The following is a 16,951-nucleotide window of genomic DNA, read 5'->3' on the forward strand; positions in this document are numbered from 1 at the left end:
AAATTACTCGATAAAAGGTTGAATTAAATTAGCGATCGCTTCATCATCAAATTCATCAGCTAACTTTAATACAGAGTTAGCAAAAGCTGTATATTTAGAGTCTAGCTGCTTAATTCGATTAGCTTCCTCTGTAATTCGCAAAACATAACCACCTTTAGCAGCTTGATACAAATTGGTAAGTTCTTGGCTTGGGGGGATAACCATTTCATCCACCTGAGTAAAAGTGTTTTGAATTTCCGTAACTAATTCTGAGTTATCCTTAGTTTCATAAATCCATTCCAACTTTAAATAAAGCTGTAATTGCTCAAGTAATTCTATTGCTTGCACAGGTTTAGCAAGAAAATCATTACAGCCAGCTTCTCTACTTTTTTGGCGATCAAAGCTGAACACACTAGCAGAAGAAGCAATAATTAGTGCATTTTTAAATTCCGCTAGATTACGCAAAGATTGAGTCATATCAAAGCCATTCATCACAGGCATCGATAAGTCAGTAATAATTAGATCGGGCTGATATTCTCTAACTTTTTCTAAACCATTTTGTCCATTATTTGCTTCAATCAAGTTAAAACCAATTGGCTCTAGCAAATTCACAATAACAGCACGATTTTCCCAGCGATCGTCAACAATCAAAATTTTCCGTCTTTCACCTTGATAACCAATTACATGTTGCTCCGAATTGGTCTTTTCTAACTTAACTAAATCTGTTGCTTCTATTAAATCTAAATCAAACCAAAACTTACTACCTTTTCCATAAGTACTCTCAACATAAATTTGACTGCCCATCATTTCTACAATTTTGCGACTAATTGCCAATCCTAAACCAGTTCCTTCTGCTTTGTGTGCGCTATCTCCTACTTGTTCAAAAGGCAAAAAGATTTTATCTAACTGTTCCGGTGTCATTCCCACACCCGTATCTTCAACTTGAAAGCGAATTTTGGTAATTAATAATTGCTCTTTGCCACTACCATTTACCCCTACTTTAAAACTTACACTACCTCGTTCCGTGAATTTGATAGCATTACCTAACAAATTAATTAACACTTGACGGAGACGTTTTTCATCAGCATGAATAGCTGTAGGTAAATGATTGAGTGCCTGATAATCGAAACCAATTTCTTTTTGTTCTGCCTTAATGCTACATATTTCTCGAACTCCCAATAAAAAATTATCCAAATAAAAATCTGTGGGATATAGTTCTAACTTTTGTGCTTCGATTTTAGAAATATCTAAAATATCATTAATTAGCGTCAACAAATGCGAACCGCACTGATAGATAATACTGATTCCATCCTGTTGCTTAGAACTAGCACTTTTATCTCGTTGTAGAATTTGAGCATAGCCGAGAATACCGTTGAGAGGAGTTCGCAATTCATGGCTCATGTTTGCCAAAAAATCGCTTTTTGCAAGATTGGCAGCTTCGGCTTGTTCTTTGGCTAAATTCAATTCTTTTGTGCGTTCTGTAACTCTATTTTCTAGTTCCGTGAAAGACTCTTGCAATTGTTCTGCCATTTTGTTAAAAGACTGTGCCAAAACACTAATTTCTTTCACCCCGACAATTTCCATAGACGAGTCTAAGTTTCCCGCAGCAATTTGCTCGGATGCTTGAATTAATCGGAAAATCGGTTTCGCAATCCAGCGAGAGGTAATAACACCTAGCAACGTAGCCAACAATAAAGCTAATACACAAAGCAAAATAGTAGTGCGTGTATTAACGTTAATTTGCCCCATGAAATCAGACTCTGGTACTGTCACGACAATCAGCCAATCTAGACCATATTTGTCTTTCCAAGGCGTAATTTGAACAAATTGGCGCTGTCCGTTGAGAGTAAATTCTAAGTGCTGGCTAACTTTGATTTTGTTTAAATTGCCAAAGTGTTTGTTTAAATGCTGTGCTGTGGCTCGAATTAAAATATCTTTACTGTCTGTGGCTTTGAGGCGTTTTGCCTCTTTATTTACGATTTTGTAAGGCGACTCAGTAGCGGAACTTGCGACTATCAGCCCGTCACGTTCTAAAATAAAGGTCTTGCCATTTCGACTAATTTTTATTTGGCGCAAGAAATTACTAATTTGGGAAAGCCGCAGATCAACCCATAAGATTGCTTGGAGGGTGTGGGTTTCGTTATATACAGGATAATTAGCAGAAATTGCTAATATGTCAGGGAAGCCATCCCAAGGATAAACGCTACTCCACGCGGGCTTGCCTGCTTTAATCGCATCTTTGGATGAAGTGTCTTTTAGAACATCATAGTCATAGACATCTATCAGTTTAGTACGATTTCCCTGGCTATCTGTGGCGTAGGTGTAGCCTTTAGTTTTGGAGTAGGGGGAAGGTTGATCGATCGTGACATTGTGGAAGTCTTTTAAATATCCAGCCCCTGCATATTCCCCATTTGGTAGGGTGTGACCGATGTACCCCACATCAAACACTTGCATTTGTTTCCAGAAATAGTGCCCCATACCTTTTAAATCTCGCAGGTTAAGCAAGCCTAACTTGAGGTTGCTGAGGTTAACTTGATTAATTTGAAAAGGAGTAGCCAAGTAACTATCTAGGTGCTGATCGATGCGGGCACTGACCTCGGTTTGCAATTGAGTCGCCAAATCATTAATCGCTTTTTGTCCGTTGCGTAGAGAGAAATAACCCACAAGTCCCACCGCTGCAAAGATTTGCAAAACAAACGGAACCACCAGAACAAGGCGTAATGGTACTTTCTGGGCAAGCTGGGTGCGGGTGGCGATACTTTTCATTTAATCAGTTGGCGCTATTTACCTATATAATTCCCAAACTGAGTTTGAAAATTTCAATATCTAACATTGGGAATTGGGCATTGGGGAAGAGGCAAAGGGGAAGGGGGAAGGGGAGCCAGTGCGGGGAGCGGGGTTTCACGCCACTCCCCTCAAGTCGAGCCACTGCCTTGCGTATTTTCCCCCCGTTGTGGCAAGTGGCGTGGGAAACCCGCCCACGGGGGTGGCTCCCCAAGTGGAGGAGGCAGTGCGGTCTTGGGAGCAAATCGCCACTCCCTACAACGGGGGGAACCCCCAAGGGCGGGGTGGCTCCCCAAGTGAAGCACCTGCCGTCATCTTTAGTGGCATGGGGGAAAAATTCCTCTCACTCTGCACCGAAGCGCTCCCGGCTCCCTGCTCCCCCTTGTCCCCTTTCCCTTTTCCCTTTTCCCCTTTTCAAAAGTGCATAATTAACCTCAGGTGATTCCCATCAATGAAGTAGAACCACCGCAGACACAACGTTATGAACACTCGTTGACAACCAGCAAGAGGAAACTTCATGAAAAAACGTGAAGACATCGTGGAAAAGTTCTCGACGTTTCTGAGCTTTGGAAACGCCAATATTGCTAGAAACCTGATTTGGCACACAGATCCAGAACTAGAGCGTTATATAAAACGTTTAGTCAAGTCTGAACCAGAAGCTAATAAGGAATTTTGGGCACGATATTTTTTGAAAATTTTAACAGAGGTATCCCATTCGCAGAGTAGAGAAGCAGAGAATAAAAAAGATACACGAACACAAATTCAAGCCAACGCAGGCAAATCTTCTGTTCCATCTTCTTCAATAGCGGGAAGACACTTATCAGCTTACTTACAAGAAGCTTGTTTGTGGGCTTCTCAAAAAACTTATCAAAGGTTTAAGTTTCTCCGGCACAAATACCCATTAGAAGAATATTTTCAGATAGCTAATTCAGCTGCAAATCCTCCAGCTAAACTTTTCAAAAATTTTAATTTAGAACATCCGCAAACCAATATAGAAGGTTATGCTAAAACTGCATTAGTACGTTTTGTCAGCAATACAATTTATCGACAAGATATAGAGGCAAAAAGAGAGAAATTTTCTGATTATGGTTTGTTAAAACATTTAACTAATAAAGAATTGCGAGAAGCTTTAACTTACCAAGGGATAAACAATAACCAAATTTTATCATACTGCTTAGTTTGGCAATGCTTAGATGAAATTTATCAACCGAACCAGAGCTTAGTCAATAGGAATTTTAAATATCCAAGTGAAACACAATTAACCCAAATTACTTTTCGCTACAATCAACGGCAAAATCAACTAAATTCTTCTACAGCAACTTCAGTAGATAAAATTCAAGATATGCTGTCAACTTGCATTAAAGCTGCTCGCGATTACCGCACCAAACGTTTTTTACCTCTAGAACAATATGATACTATATCTGACTTGATGCCTACTCCTTGGGATACACTTTTGCAACAAGAAGCATCAGAACAAGTCCAATCTCTCATCTGGCAGTTATTTTCAAATATGCCAGAAGCCGGACAAATAATATTTCAACTTTTGCTAGGATTAAATTTAACTCAAATTGAAATAGTCGCAGTTTTAAAAACTAAGTATCCGGAATTGCAAAAGCAATATCAAGTGGCTCGTCACTTAGCAAGATACAATAAAAATCTCTTAAAAGACTTGGCTAATGAGTGGCAGAAAATTAACCCAGAAGTTTGCCTAAATGATGACAAAGATATTGAACGAATAAAAGACGCTATGGGTGAGTGCTTGCAGTCGCTCTGTCAAAACTTGTTATACTCGACTTTAGATAAAATTGAAGAACAATGCAATCATTCAAAAAAGCTTTCAACTCTGACCAATGAAATAAATATGCTGAAACAGCCACGACTAGAACCGTTGATTGTTGACTTATCTGAGGCATCTAATATGCTTCGAGAAATAAAACAAAATTTAATAGATTGTTTCCAGGAAGAATTAGAAATTAATATGATTTTACCTAAAACATCTCTAAAATTAGTTGAAGCTAAAATAGAGATTTTGGTTGATGAATGGATAAAAGGCAAACTTTATGTTGCTAATAAGGGTGAAGTAAGATGACATCTGATTTGAATGAATTAATGGTAATTTATCCAGAAAAATTATGGTTAGAAATATCAGACCAAGCACAAGAACACGCATGGCGATTATCTAAACTAAAGTCTTACTCTCATGCAACTGCTAGTTGGAATGCCTACCTTAATAATCTGTCTTTGCATATTTTTTTGGCTTGGTTGAAAGAAGACCCCGATTTGCGGGAAACTGTCAATGTTTGGCTGGATGACGAGCAACTAGCCAGCGTCTGGGAAGTTGTAAATGGCACGATGCTAACTATCGGTGATACTAAATTAGTACTAATTCCCAGTGATAAAAGTAATTTTCAAGAGTTGCGGATTCCCCAAGAATGGGTTGATATTCCTAACTGGGCAGGTAACTATTATTTGGCTGTGCAGTTAAACTTGGAAGAACGCTGGTTTGGGGTATGGGGATACGCAACTCATCAACAAATCAGGAAGGAAGCTAAATATGATTCTTTGGATCAAACTTACTCTTTGGATGTAGAAGATTTAATTACAGATTTGAATGTGATGTGGGTAGCACGAGAAGTTTGCCCTGTTGAGAAACTAGAAGTAGAACCTTTATCGATATCAAGTACACAAGTAGAGAAATTATTAGAGCAATTAAGTAAATTCACGTTTTATTCACCTCGCTTAGATGTACCTTTTGAAATGTGGGGAGCACTACTGGCAGTGGACGAATATCGGCAGCGTCTCTATCAACGACGGCTAGAAAATCAAAAAAACAATCAAGTTGAATGCAGCCAATCTTTAGCAAATAATTTGAGCCAATGGTTTGAAAATATCTTTGAGGTGGGTTGGCAGTCTTTTGATGCCATTATGAGTTCACAACAGAAGACTTTAGCCATTCAATTTAGAAGTGATGCGACATTGAACGACCCGCGTGTTAAGGGAGCCAAGTTGATTGATTTGGGGATGCAATTGGGTGGTACTGCCGTTGTGCTGCTACTGGGTTTAACATCAGAGTTGGATGAAAAAATCAGTATTCGCGTGCAACTGCATCCGGCAAATGAAGAAATTTACTTGCCACCCCATCTCAGACTGGTTTTGCTCTCGGAATCAGGGAAAACTCTTCAGGAAGTACAATCAAGAAATCACGATCATTTGATTCAATTAAAAAAATTTAAATCTCATCGAGGAAAAATTTTTAGTATTAAAATAGCTTTTGGTGATATCAGTATTAAAGAAGACTTTGTGCTTTAACCGCTGGTTAATTTCCAAGCATGAGTAAATTAGTTGTATTGAATTTGGGAAGAGGTGATTTAAGGCGGGGCTTTCCCTCGGTGACAGTTCAGCTATGGGAAGAAGGCAATCCCATTGCCATGCAATTTACAGGTAGCTTACCACCGGCATCGTCGCTTTGGCAACTCTACAGGCGTTGGCAGTTACTTTATCAGTTGCTCTATGAAGCGCTTTATCCTAGTTTGGGTTGGCGGAAATACGTAAATAAAGAAGATGAAGAAATCGAAATAGATGAAGATGACGTAACTAATATTTCTTCGGTGGATTTTATTAATTTGTGTGATGATTTATCTCAGGGAATCAATACTTGGCTGAAGTCCGAGGCATTTCGCAATATTGACCAAAAATTACGCACAACATTAGCTCCTGATGAGGAAATTCGGGTAATTTTGGCAACAGAAGACGAAGAAGTAAAACGGCTTCCTTGGCATCTGTGGGATTTATTTGAAGATTATCAATCAAGTATTGTCGGCATCAGTGCTGCGGAGATTGAACGAGTTAAGCCATTATCTAAAAAACCAGGGGATAAGTTAAGAATTTTAGCGATTATTGGCAATAGTGAAGGAATTGATGTCCAAAAAGATAGAGCAATTTTAGAACAATTACCAGGCGCTGAAACAGTTTTTCTCGTAGAGCCACAACGACAAGAGTTAGATAAATGGCTGTGGGATAAACAGGGTTGGGATATTCTCTTTTTTGCCGGACATGGTTCAACTCAAACTGATGGAGAAACCGGGCGAATTCATATTAATAAAACTGATTGTCTGACGGTTCCTCAGTTGAAAAATGCGTTGAAAGCAGCGATCGCTCGCGGGTTGCGTTTAGCTATTTTTAACTCCTGCGATGGGCTTTCCTTGGCGCGGAATTTAGCTTCTTTGCAGATTCCGCAAATGATTGTCATGCGCGAACCTGTGCCGGATTTAGTCGCACAAGAATTTTTGAAGCATTTTCTCGCAGCATTTGCTGATGGTGAGTCTTTTTATTTGGCAGTGCGAGAAGCACAAGATAGGTTGCAAGGTTTAGAAAATGAGTTTCCCTGTGCTAGTTGGTTGCCTGTGATGTGTCAAAATCCATCTGAAGCACCGCTAGTTTGGCAAAAACCGATTGTTGCTCCGAAGCGCAAATCCTCACCAAATCGTCGTATTCTACGGATCGCTTTTCAAGTCAGCTTGATCGTAACCGCTTTGATAATCGCCATGCGATCGCTTGGGATTTTGCAGTCGTCAGAACTGAAGTCTTTCGATTATGTCATGCGATCGCGTCCTTATGAAGCACAAGATCAACGCATTTTAGTGGTTGGCATCACCGAAGCTGATGTTCGCACACAAAGCGCCAAAGAAAGAGGTGGAGCTTCATTATCAGACAAAACTTTGGCACTCGTTGTGAGAAAATTAGAACAGTTTGAACCGCGAGCGATCGGCTTGGATATTTATCGCGAGAATCCAGTCAGCGCAGATTATGCTTCTTTAGCCAAGACAATGCAAAATAGCGATCGCTTTTTCGCAATCTGCAAAACCAGTGAAGATGACAAAAACCCTGGTATCCCCCCACCTCCAGAAGTGAGTGTGCAACGCCAAGGCTTTAGTGATGTTTTGACCGATCCCGACGGCGTTATCCGCCGACAATTATTGGCGATGGCACCAGCACTTCCTTGTTTAACCGACAAATCCTTCAGCTTTCGTTTAGCTAGCCGTTACTTGGCTGATTTTGGCATTATACCACAACTTAATCCCGAAAAAAACTTTCAGCTTGGCAATGTCGTCTTCAAAAACTTAGAGTCAAACAGCGGGGGTTATCATGGAATCGATAATTTAGGTCATCAAGTGCTGCTCAACTGGCGTTCCTCACCTGCGATCGCTCCACAAGTTACACTTAAACAAGTTCTCAACAATGAACTCACACCAGATTTATTGCGCGATCGCATTGTCATCATTGGCACTACAGCTGAAAGTTATCATGACTATTGGTCTACTCCCTACAGTGCCCAAAAAATGCCCTACCAACCGATGTCAGGGATAGTCGTTCAAGCGCATATGGTAAGTCAGATTCTTAGTGCTGTGTTGGATCGCAGACCATTATTATCGGTCTTGCCGAAATGGGGTGAAGTTATTTGGATCTGGTGCTGGTCTATTGGCGGAGGTATGATTGCTTGGTACTTCCGCTCACCATTACACTTAGGAATAGCGATCGCCTGCGGTTTGGCTATTTTATATGGAGTTTGCCTTTATATATTAATACAAGGGATATGGATACCGCTTGTTCCCTCAGCCTTGGTTTTCCTAGCTTGTAGTGTAATTGTCGCAGTATACACTAAAAACTGGGGAGTAGAAAGTAGAAAGTAGAAAGTAGGGAGTAGGGACGCTTGGACGCTTGGAAGAGAGATTTTCATATTTTAGGTGACAATGACTAATGAGAAAATCAATCATTGCATTTACCATTACTTTTACATCGCTGTGCATCAGCTACATGATGCCAGTCATGGCATATTTCGATTCATCTAATATACAAATTCGTTTTAATCAAAAAGAAGCAGATGGATCGAGTCGAGGCAGACCTTCCAGAAGGGTAGGAACGGGAAGTCGGGGAGAATGTCCACCTGTGCAAGTGCCAGTTACTGCCTTAATACCCGCTAAAAATCCCGGTTTAACGGTTGAGGAACATCCTACGTTTTGGTTTTTTGTCCCTTATCAGTTTAGTAATACATCCGGGGGAGAGTTTGCCTTGCAGGATGAAGCAAACAATGATGTTTACCGAACTTATTTTAAGCTGCCGGAAACAGCAGGGATAGTTAGCCTCAGCGTACCATCCACAGTCAGCTTAGAACTTAACAAAAGCTATCAATGGTACTTTAAAATTTACTGTAGTCGGCAAAATTTATCTAACCCAGTATTTGTGCATGGATGGGTAGAAAGAGAAGCGCTCAAACCAGATTTAGAGAGACTCTTGCAAGCAGCTAACGATAAGCGATCGCGCATTGCTATTTATGCTGAAAATGGTATTTGGTATTCAGCTTTGACCGAGTTAGCTAAACTTCATTTTGCGGAACCTAAAAATACCCTCTTTATTAATGATTGGGCTAATTTGTTGCGAGATGTTGGCTTGGAGAATTTAGCCCAACAACCGATTGTCGGTGAAGTGAAAAGCTACCGTTAAGCTATGAGGACGCTGAGTAGAGATTTAGAGGATTTCAGACTGCTTATGTTCAACTACAATCCATTACACTGCCTACCTTCATCGGCAGAATTACCTGATTCTGATGATACACCTGTGGATAACGAACTGCAAATATTAATTCCTAATTTATTATTAGCTATCTTAGCTTTGATATGGCAAAACCGTGATGATTGGTTTTTCGGTATCAATATGGGAATTTATTATGCACCAAGTAAACCTGCTATCGTTCCGGATGGATTTCTTAGTTTGGGTGTAGAACGTTTTCTCGAAGAAAATGGACGTTCCAGTTATGTTCTTTGGGAAGAAGATGGAATTGAACCAATTTTAGCTTTAGAAGTTGTTTCCCAAACTTATAACGGTGAATATGAACAAAAGAAAGTAGATTATGCCCAATTAGGCATTTTGTATTATGTCATTTATGCTCCTACACGTCTGCGGCGTAAGCGACAACGTTTAGAAGTTTATCGGCTAGTTGAAGGTCAATATATCTTACAATCTGGCGATGTAGTCTGGATGCCTGAGATAAATTTAGGTATTGGACGCGCAAGAGGAACCTATCAAGGACTAACGCGAGAATGGCTATATTGGTATGACCAAAATGGCAACAGATATCCAACACCAGAAGAACAATTGCAAAATCTTTTATTTAAATTAAAACAGCAAGGAATCGACCCAAATACGCTTTAATATCAAGGTAATGGGTAATGGGGCATTGGTAATTGCCCAATGCCCCATGCCCTATGCCCCATTACCGATTGCCCATCTAAAGCCAATTTCCGACTAAAACATAAGGTGCCCAAAAATAAGGAGTTTGATATTTAGCTAATAAAGCAAGTTGAGCGTGACGCAAAGCTTTGGCTTTAGCTTCGCCTTGTGCTAACTCTTGATAAAATTGATTCATTAATTCGGCAGTTGATTCGTCTTCTACTGACCATAAAGTTGCTAAAGTACTGCGGGCACCAGCTCGCACGGCTATTCCTGCTAAACCTAAGGTAGCTCGCTTGTCACCACTAGCGGTTTGACAAGCACTGAGGACAAGTAATTCAATTGCGCGATCGCTTGTATTACGAAGCCGCAATAAGTTATCAAAATCTTTTACTTTCAACAGCTGTTCCCAAGTGAGAATAAAGGTTTTCTCGGCGTTAGAACTAAACTCACCATGAGTCGCTATGTGAACTACACTAAATGGTGCTTCTTTAATTCGATTTTGGACATTTTTTTCAGTAAAAGTGCGATTGAGAAGTTCTTGACTTTTGGGTATCGTTGAGTGAATTTTCTCTGATTCCACTATCACGTTGTTAAGCGGAGGAAATGAGCGACCTTCGATTTCGCGTTGTTCGCTAACTCCAGCAATTAAAACATTTAATTCTCTACCTTGCAAAGGTTTGGGGTCAATAAGTTGCAAACCTGGAGCTAAGGCGATCGCATACTTTTCGATTAAATATTGTTTCTGTTTATTATCATAAAGAACAGCCATCGGAATATTTCGCAAAGAACCATCCAGTACAAACACTAAGGTTTTCATGTCTATCTTTGCTAAATCAGCTTCCAGTGGTTGAATCAACCATTCATACAGTTTTTGTGAGAGTTTTTTAACATCATTAATCCGGTCCGGTTCTTTGAGATATTGCCCTAATTTATCTAGCGTACTTTCAACTTCTTTTGCTTGTTCGTCAGTTCTGTAGTGGCTAAGTTGAGTTTGATTTGGTAGCTTGAGGATAATTTCTATCCGGTCTTTTAAAATAATCGGATAAATAACTGCGGCTGTCAAATCAATTTTGTCAACCACGTCATCAATTTGTTTTGGTTTCTCTTGTAAACAAGCTTCCCGAAAAAAGTTTTCTAGTTCACTTAATTGCAAAGCTTCAATCACATTCCGCGCTTGCTTTAAGTTATCTTGACTAACTGAAAATTGGGGAGTGGGGAGTAGGGAGTAGGGAGTGGTGCTTTCTCCTTTTGTCTTGACTTCACCCTCATGTGTTTGTTTTATTGTCTTTCCCCATTCCCTATTCCCTATTCCCCACTCCCCATTTTTTGGTTGCAAGAGTAAATCAACTAATTGCCGATATACAGGTTCTACATTATCTCGAAAGCTAAATTGCACATCTGGATTTAGGGCAATCAAATCATTGCGTAAAAATTTCAGGGTATCTACTGCTTGAGTATAGAAGGCGATCGCCCCGCTGATATCGCCTTTAATTTTGAGTATCTGTCCTAATTGCCATTGCCAAAGATAAGCAATATCCTTAGCTTTAATTGCCTGAGCTTGTATCAAAGCTTGCTCTGTCAATTTCTGCGCGTTCGTTATATCTTCGGTTTTCAGATACAATCCACCCAGCGCACCGATCGCATAAGCTTCGGAACGCTTATCCTCAATGCTTCTAGCTTGTTGAATCGCTGTTGCCAAACTTTCAGCAATTTCTTTCCAGGATGGGATGTCTGCATTGGTAGCTTGTTTTAAATATACCAAACTCTCAGCTAAGTTAATTTGGGCATAAATTGCCGTCTTGCTGGGTGGTATTTTCCTCAGCTTTAACTGTATCTCAGACGATAATTGTTGTGCTTGCGACCATTTTTGCAGTGACAACAACATACTCAGATGATTTAGTTGTGCTTGGATTTGTCCAAGCGGTGAAGTAGATATCGTAGCGGCTTGTGAGTAAAATTGCGCTGCTTGCTGGTAAAATTTGATAGCTTTTATATTTTGAGTGAAGATAGATTTGGTTAAATACTGCAAGGGCGTATACTCTTCAATACTTATTGCGTCCAGCCGCGATTCTCTATTACCATTAGCTGCGTAAATGTTACCTAAACTGAGCAAAGCGGCGCTTATTTCTGGAGGAGATTGTAATTTTTCGGCTATGTCCCGACTTCTCAGCAAAACTTTTAAGGATAGTTCTAAATTACCAACCAATTGCACCACATCACCCAAGCTGCGTAAAGCAGTAGCTTTAACCAATGAGTCTGGTTGCTTCTCCAGACGGGGGTACATTTCCTCTAATATCATCCGAGATTGTATGTATTGCCCTAAAGCTTGTTGGGCAATGCTTTGGTTAATCAGGCTGCGAGTTTTGCCAACTTCATCACCTGTTTTCGCATAGATATTTTCAGCTTGTTTCCATGTGTCTAAAGCAAGTTCTGCTTTACCTAGTTCTAATTGCAGATTTCCCTGAATTTCTAATGTTTGCGCCAAAACTGATGCCGAATTTAAAGTATTTTGTGAGGTTGTTAAGATTAAAAGACTTTGAGCGATCGCTCGATCTGCTTTTTCCCATTGTCCGAGTTGCTTAAAAGCTAACGAGAGATTACTTAAAGCGATCGCTTCACCTAATTTATCTTTTTGAGTTCGCAAAGAAGAAGCTGCTTGTTGCAAAATCATCACCGCTGTCGATAACTCTCCAGCTTCATACATTTTTCGACCTTGTTCAATCAATACTTCACCATTTGGGGGTTCAACTTGAGAAAACACCGGCGATGAAATTGAACAAGTGATAAATAACACTGTTAGAAAGAGGGGGAAAGGGGAAAGGGGAAGGGGGAAAGGGGAAAGGGGGAGGAGAAAAGGTTTTTTGTTACCTTTTTTCCTAACTTCTGCAATTTGAAGTTTATTCTTTAAAAAACGTCGTACCGCTACAATAAATCGCCACCGTTTTCTTCTCATCTCCTTTATCCCTCAATCTTGACTGACGGGTGCTTGATTCGGGCAAGCTGGCGTTGACAAAAAGTTATTTGTATGTATTGTGGGTGCAGAGGCGATTAATGTCACCTCACCTTTATTGTTAATTACCCAACCAGTAGCTGCTACCATTTGATTTGGCAACTTAGAGCCACTTAAATTAGTAATTCCCCCTCTCTCCCTCTCTCCCCCTCTCTCCCTCTCTCCCCCTCTCCCCCTCTCCCCCTGCGTCACCCACTCGACAGTTGCAGTCCGATCGCTACGCAGTGCTTCAGTTGGTAAAGGTGGTAAACCTCCGCGTCCGGTGATTGTAAATTTATTGCCTTGATTTGCCGGACAACCTTGAGCAATTAAATTAGAGCGATCGCTTATATCATCTGGTAATTCCACTAACGCAGAACTCAGGTCAACTTCAGGGGTAATAATATTTACTTGTCCGCTCAACGCCGCATTTTCCTGGGAAATTGCCGTGATGTCGTTTGACTGTAAATTTTGAGCATTTAATTCGCGGGGATCGTCTTTTCCTATGCGGCGTACTAAGTCTTCTCGGCTACGCTGTTCGATATTAAAAATACCAAAAGCTTGAATTTGCACTTTGCCACCAGAACCTTCAAAAGCATTAGCGCTGATATCGCTATTTTCATTTTTGACAGCAAGTAAAAAGCCATTGGGGGCATTAATATTAATGTTACCGCCGTTGCCGCCAAGAGCAGCAGTACCGGCACTAGTGGAGATTTGGCTTCCACGACGCAATAGCAAGAAGTCTTGAATTCCTAAAGTAATATTTCCACCGTTACCAGATTCAGTTGTCGCTAAGATACCTGCCTGATTCTCAAGCCGGATGAAGTTAGAATCAACTTTGATGTCTCCAGCAGATCCTTGTCCCGAACTACTAGCATTCAGTTCAGCGTTATTTCTCACAGTTAAGGCATTAGTGGTAATGTTGATGTCACCTCCATTGCCCACTGCTGTTTCCCTCACAATAGTGAATGCACCACTTGGTCCTCTTCTGCCCACCCCATCAAATAAGACAGCATCTCTAGCATTAATAGTAATATTGCCAGCATCTCCTTTGCCAAAAGTCCTGGCAGAAAATGCAGCTCCATTTCTGACAGTGAGGGAACCAGTAGTGATGCTGATGTCTCCTCCTTTGCCCACGGCTTCAGGTAAAACAATACCGCTGAATACTCCGCTACGCACTGGATCGCCGTTTCCATTGATGCCCACTCCATCAAAAGATACTGTATCTCGTGCATTCACAGTAATATTGCCACCATCCCCGCTTCCAGAAAAGGACAATATAACACCGCCATTAGTCAGAGATAGTGACCCTGTGGTAATGCTGATGTTACCTGCTTTACCCACCGCTGTAGCCTCGGCATCGCTAGATACTGCACTCGGAATAATACTGCCCACCCCATCAACAGAAACTGTATCCTTAGCATTAATGGTGATATTACCAGCATTGCCGATTCCACGGGTGCTGGCATTCAAGTTTCCATTATTGCCCAGAAATAGTGAGCCGGTGTTAATGTTAATATCACCTGACTGTCCAATTGCCTTTTCTTGTACTCTATTATCAATAAGGCTCTCATTTTGAACATTTACTGCTGCTTGTGCATTAATGTCAATATTTCCGGCAATGCTTTTCGCTGAACCCAGCCCTTCTGCTATCCCAGCCAGTATCCGGCTTTGATTTGCCAGATTTAAATTTCGGGCATTAATCGCAATACTGCCAGCATCTTGACCGCGCACATTCACATTAGCATTATTGATCAGCGATACGTCACTTCGCTCTACCCCATCAGGAAAACTTAAACTCAGATTGCTGCCATTTCCATTTAAGTTAACTGTTCCCGCACTTCTAAATCCTCCTAACTCTACTCGACCACCAAAAGCAAATAATCCGCCACCATTTATATTGATATCACCGCCAACTAAAGATAAATTCTGACCATCTGGAACACGCAGACCATTTGCGGTGGATGTGCTTGATGGATCTAATCGTGAAGGTGCAACTGAGTTAACCTCAATTGGTGCAGTTGCAGAGGAATTGAAGAACAACGCCGAAGGATTTATTGTCAGCAAGGGGAGAGGTGCTTCTGGGTTAGAAGCGCTGAAAAAGCCTTGATTGCCAAATTCGATGGCATTAGCAGTACTTGCCAAAAATGAGCCACCGATATCTAACTTGGCATTTTGACTAAATACGATTCCATTCGGATTAATCAAGAATAAGTTTGCTGCACCCAAAGCGCGGATTGTACCATCAATGTTAGAAATAGATTTACCCGTTACCCGACTGATAATATTTTGAATATTTAGAGCATTGTTAAAGAAAGCGACACCACCAGTAGGAATAGAAAATGTCTCAAAGCTGTGGAATAGATTTGTTCCTGCGGTTGTTCCTCCTTCGATGAGGTTTACATTGTTCTGTTGTCTGACTCTGGAGTTTATCGGTAGGGTTGCATCCGGGGTAATTTGTGCAACTGTTGGTTGAGAAGTAAATAAAAATAGTAGCGCACTGCCATGAATCAGCCAGAAGCGCATGAAAAGCAGTTTCATAAACTGGAGATGCTCCTCTAGGCTTTTATTGACTATACAGCTATTTGGCGCTCAGTTGAAATATGGGGTTGGGGAATCTGAAAATGAATTTCAAATTTTTACATGTACAGACGTTCCACCGGAACGTCTCTACTATATGTGTGTCAACGCCGGATAAGATATTAGTTGCGTGCAATCCACCGCGAGCGATCGCCCTATTAACTTCAACTTTCATGTTCGGAACTCGAAACTTGATGTTCTGAGGCTCAACATTCGTGTTCGGAACTCGAAACTTGATGTTCTGAGGCTCAACATTCGTGTTCGGAACTCGAAACTTGATATTCTGAGGCTCAACATTCGTGTTCGGAACTCGAAACTTGATGTTCTGAGGCTCAACATTCGTGTTCGGAACTCGAAACTTGATGTTCTGAACTCGAAGGATGAGCCTTTGAACTCGAAACTTGTGTAATGGTGGGAAATCCTTACCTTTATTGTAGAGACGTTCGGTCTGGAATATTGTAGAGACGTTCGGTCTGGAACGTCTCTACGAGCGTAGGTATGTTTTTATAAGGTGAAGGGCGGGGAAACCCCGCCCCTGGATCTTCTCCCCTGTTCCCCGCTCCCTGCCCCTCTGCCTCTTCGTTGACTACTTGTTGCTTTGTTGGTTGTGTTCGCCTTCCTGGTGGCGGAGTTCGTTTAAAATGGCGCTACCATTGTTGAAGGGACCTAAAGCGACGACAGCTGATGCGAGTTCGGTGACTTGATGCAGTTCTTGCCAACTGGCGCCGGCGCGACGAGCGGCGATCGCATGGTGGTGTGCGGCTGGGACACCCATAACTAACAGCATCCCAAACAGCATTAATTGCGTTGTCTTGGTGTCGAAAGTTTTGTTGTAGAAAGCGTGAGCGCGAAATTTCTCCGCGAGTCGCAATCCCTCCGGGTCTATTTCACTACTAAACTCGAATTTTGCTTTCGGTAATGGTGGCACTTCACCAAATAATTCGGCGTAGCTATCACCAAAGGCTGCAAGGTCAGGGGGTAGATTGGTCGATTGCGTGTCAGACATAATAAAAGAATAAAAGCTTCAGTATAATCTAGCGGTCTATCAAATTAATTTTGAAAACTTGTCGGAAAAGCTTTCGGACTGTTGACAAAATTGAGCGATGAATCGCTGACTACGAAGCAAGCATTCCCAGTCATAAACAGGGTTGCATGGTTAGGGTGTGGGGTTGCGTGTCCGACGGCATTGGTCGGGGCTTCGTACCTCTTCCAATGCAATCGTCCTGAAAGGACGGGGCAAGTTTGTTGCTGGTTGTTGGGGCTATTTCGACACTGCAACCCGACACTGCAACCCCCTGCAATAACCCACGACAAATGTGGACAGGCAAGTTAGGTAGATCCGCAACCACCCACGAGTATTTTTTATGTTCGCGCTTCGCGTCTCCCCTT

Annotated in this window: 9 protein-coding genes; 5 read left to right on the forward strand and 4 right to left on the reverse strand. The window is 41.3% G+C overall.

Going from position 1 to position 16,951, the window contains the following annotated elements; translation table 11 throughout:
• Positions 1–3: 3 nt before the first annotated feature.
• The gene (locus tag PI95_RS21390; RefSeq protein WP_039739081.1) at positions 4–2,745 is read right to left on the reverse strand and encodes a hybrid sensor histidine kinase/response regulator; all 2,742 of its coding nucleotides are present in this window, start codon (positions 2,743–2,745) and stop codon (positions 4–6) included.
• Between the two features lie 535 nt (positions 2,746–3,280).
• Between PI95_RS21390 and PI95_RS21395 the strand changes: the two genes are divergently transcribed.
• From PI95_RS21395 to PI95_RS21415, 5 genes are all read left to right on the forward strand, one after another.
• Positions 3,281–4,852, forward strand: coding sequence for a hypothetical protein (locus PI95_RS21395; RefSeq protein WP_039739079.1), 1,572 nt, complete (start codon positions 3,281–3,283; stop codon positions 4,850–4,852).
• Complete coding sequence (locus PI95_RS21400; protein ID WP_039739078.1) at positions 4,849–6,072, forward strand: DUF1822 family protein; 1,224 nt, start codon at positions 4,849–4,851, stop codon at positions 6,070–6,072. The genes PI95_RS21395 and PI95_RS21400 overlap by 4 nt, the downstream gene beginning before the upstream one ends.
• A gap of 20 nt (positions 6,073–6,092) precedes the next feature.
• On the forward strand, positions 6,093–8,453 hold the full coding sequence (locus tag PI95_RS21405; RefSeq protein WP_039739077.1) for a CHASE2 domain-containing protein: 2,361 nt from the start codon (positions 6,093–6,095) through the stop codon (positions 8,451–8,453).
• Positions 8,454–8,520: 67 nt separating this feature from the next.
• Positions 8,521–9,264, forward strand: coding sequence for a DUF928 domain-containing protein (locus tag PI95_RS21410; RefSeq protein WP_052324768.1), 744 nt, complete (start codon positions 8,521–8,523; stop codon positions 9,262–9,264).
• A 45-nt stretch (positions 9,265–9,309) separates the two neighbouring features.
• Entirely contained in the window at positions 9,310–9,972 is a 663-nt protein-coding gene (locus PI95_RS21415; RefSeq protein ID WP_039740458.1) for a Uma2 family endonuclease, read from the forward strand.
• 76 nt (positions 9,973–10,048) lie between these two features.
• On the opposite strand, the gene PI95_RS21420 is transcribed toward PI95_RS21415, so the two are convergent.
• From PI95_RS21420 to PI95_RS21430, 3 genes are all read right to left on the reverse strand, one after another.
• Complete coding sequence (locus tag PI95_RS21420; RefSeq protein ID WP_336507476.1) at positions 10,049–12,754, reverse strand: CHAT domain-containing protein; 2,706 nt, start codon at positions 12,752–12,754, stop codon at positions 10,049–10,051.
• 204 nt (positions 12,755–12,958) lie between these two features.
• Positions 12,959–15,523 carry a two-partner secretion domain-containing protein gene (locus tag PI95_RS21425; RefSeq protein WP_052324766.1) on the reverse strand — a complete coding sequence of 855 codons (2,565 nt, stop codon included), beginning with the start codon at positions 15,521–15,523 and terminating at the stop codon, positions 12,959–12,961.
• Between the two features lie 625 nt (positions 15,524–16,148).
• Positions 16,149–16,568 carry a carboxymuconolactone decarboxylase family protein gene (locus tag PI95_RS21430; RefSeq protein WP_039739074.1) on the reverse strand — a complete coding sequence of 140 codons (420 nt, stop codon included), beginning with the start codon at positions 16,566–16,568 and terminating at the stop codon, positions 16,149–16,151.
• Positions 16,569–16,951 lie beyond the last annotated feature (383 nt).

Source organism: Hassallia byssoidea VB512170, assembly GCF_000817785.2.
GTDB lineage: Bacteria > Cyanobacteriota > Cyanobacteriia > Cyanobacteriales > Nostocaceae > Hassallia > Hassallia carrinoi.

Coding starts and splice junctions, on each gene's coding strand:
- PI95_RS21390 (WP_039739081.1), bottom strand. CDS start 2,745: ATGAAAAGTATCGCCACCCGCACCCAGCTTGCCCAGAAAGTACCATTA.
- PI95_RS21395 (WP_039739079.1), top strand. CDS start 3,281: ATGAAAAAACGTGAAGACATCGTGGAAAAGTTCTCGACGTTTCTGAGC.
- PI95_RS21400 (WP_039739078.1), top strand. CDS start 4,849: ATGACATCTGATTTGAATGAATTAATGGTAATTTATCCAGAAAAATTA.
- PI95_RS21405 (WP_039739077.1), top strand. CDS start 6,093: ATGAGTAAATTAGTTGTATTGAATTTGGGAAGAGGTGATTTAAGGCGG.
- PI95_RS21410 (WP_052324768.1), top strand. CDS start 8,521: ATGAGAAAATCAATCATTGCATTTACCATTACTTTTACATCGCTGTGC.
- PI95_RS21415 (WP_039740458.1), top strand. CDS start 9,310: ATGTTCAACTACAATCCATTACACTGCCTACCTTCATCGGCAGAATTA.
- PI95_RS21425 (WP_052324766.1), bottom strand. CDS start 15,523: ATGAAACTGCTTTTCATGCGCTTCTGGCTGATTCATGGCAGTGCGCTA.
- PI95_RS21430 (WP_039739074.1), bottom strand. CDS start 16,568: ATGTCTGACACGCAATCGACCAATCTACCCCCTGACCTTGCAGCCTTT.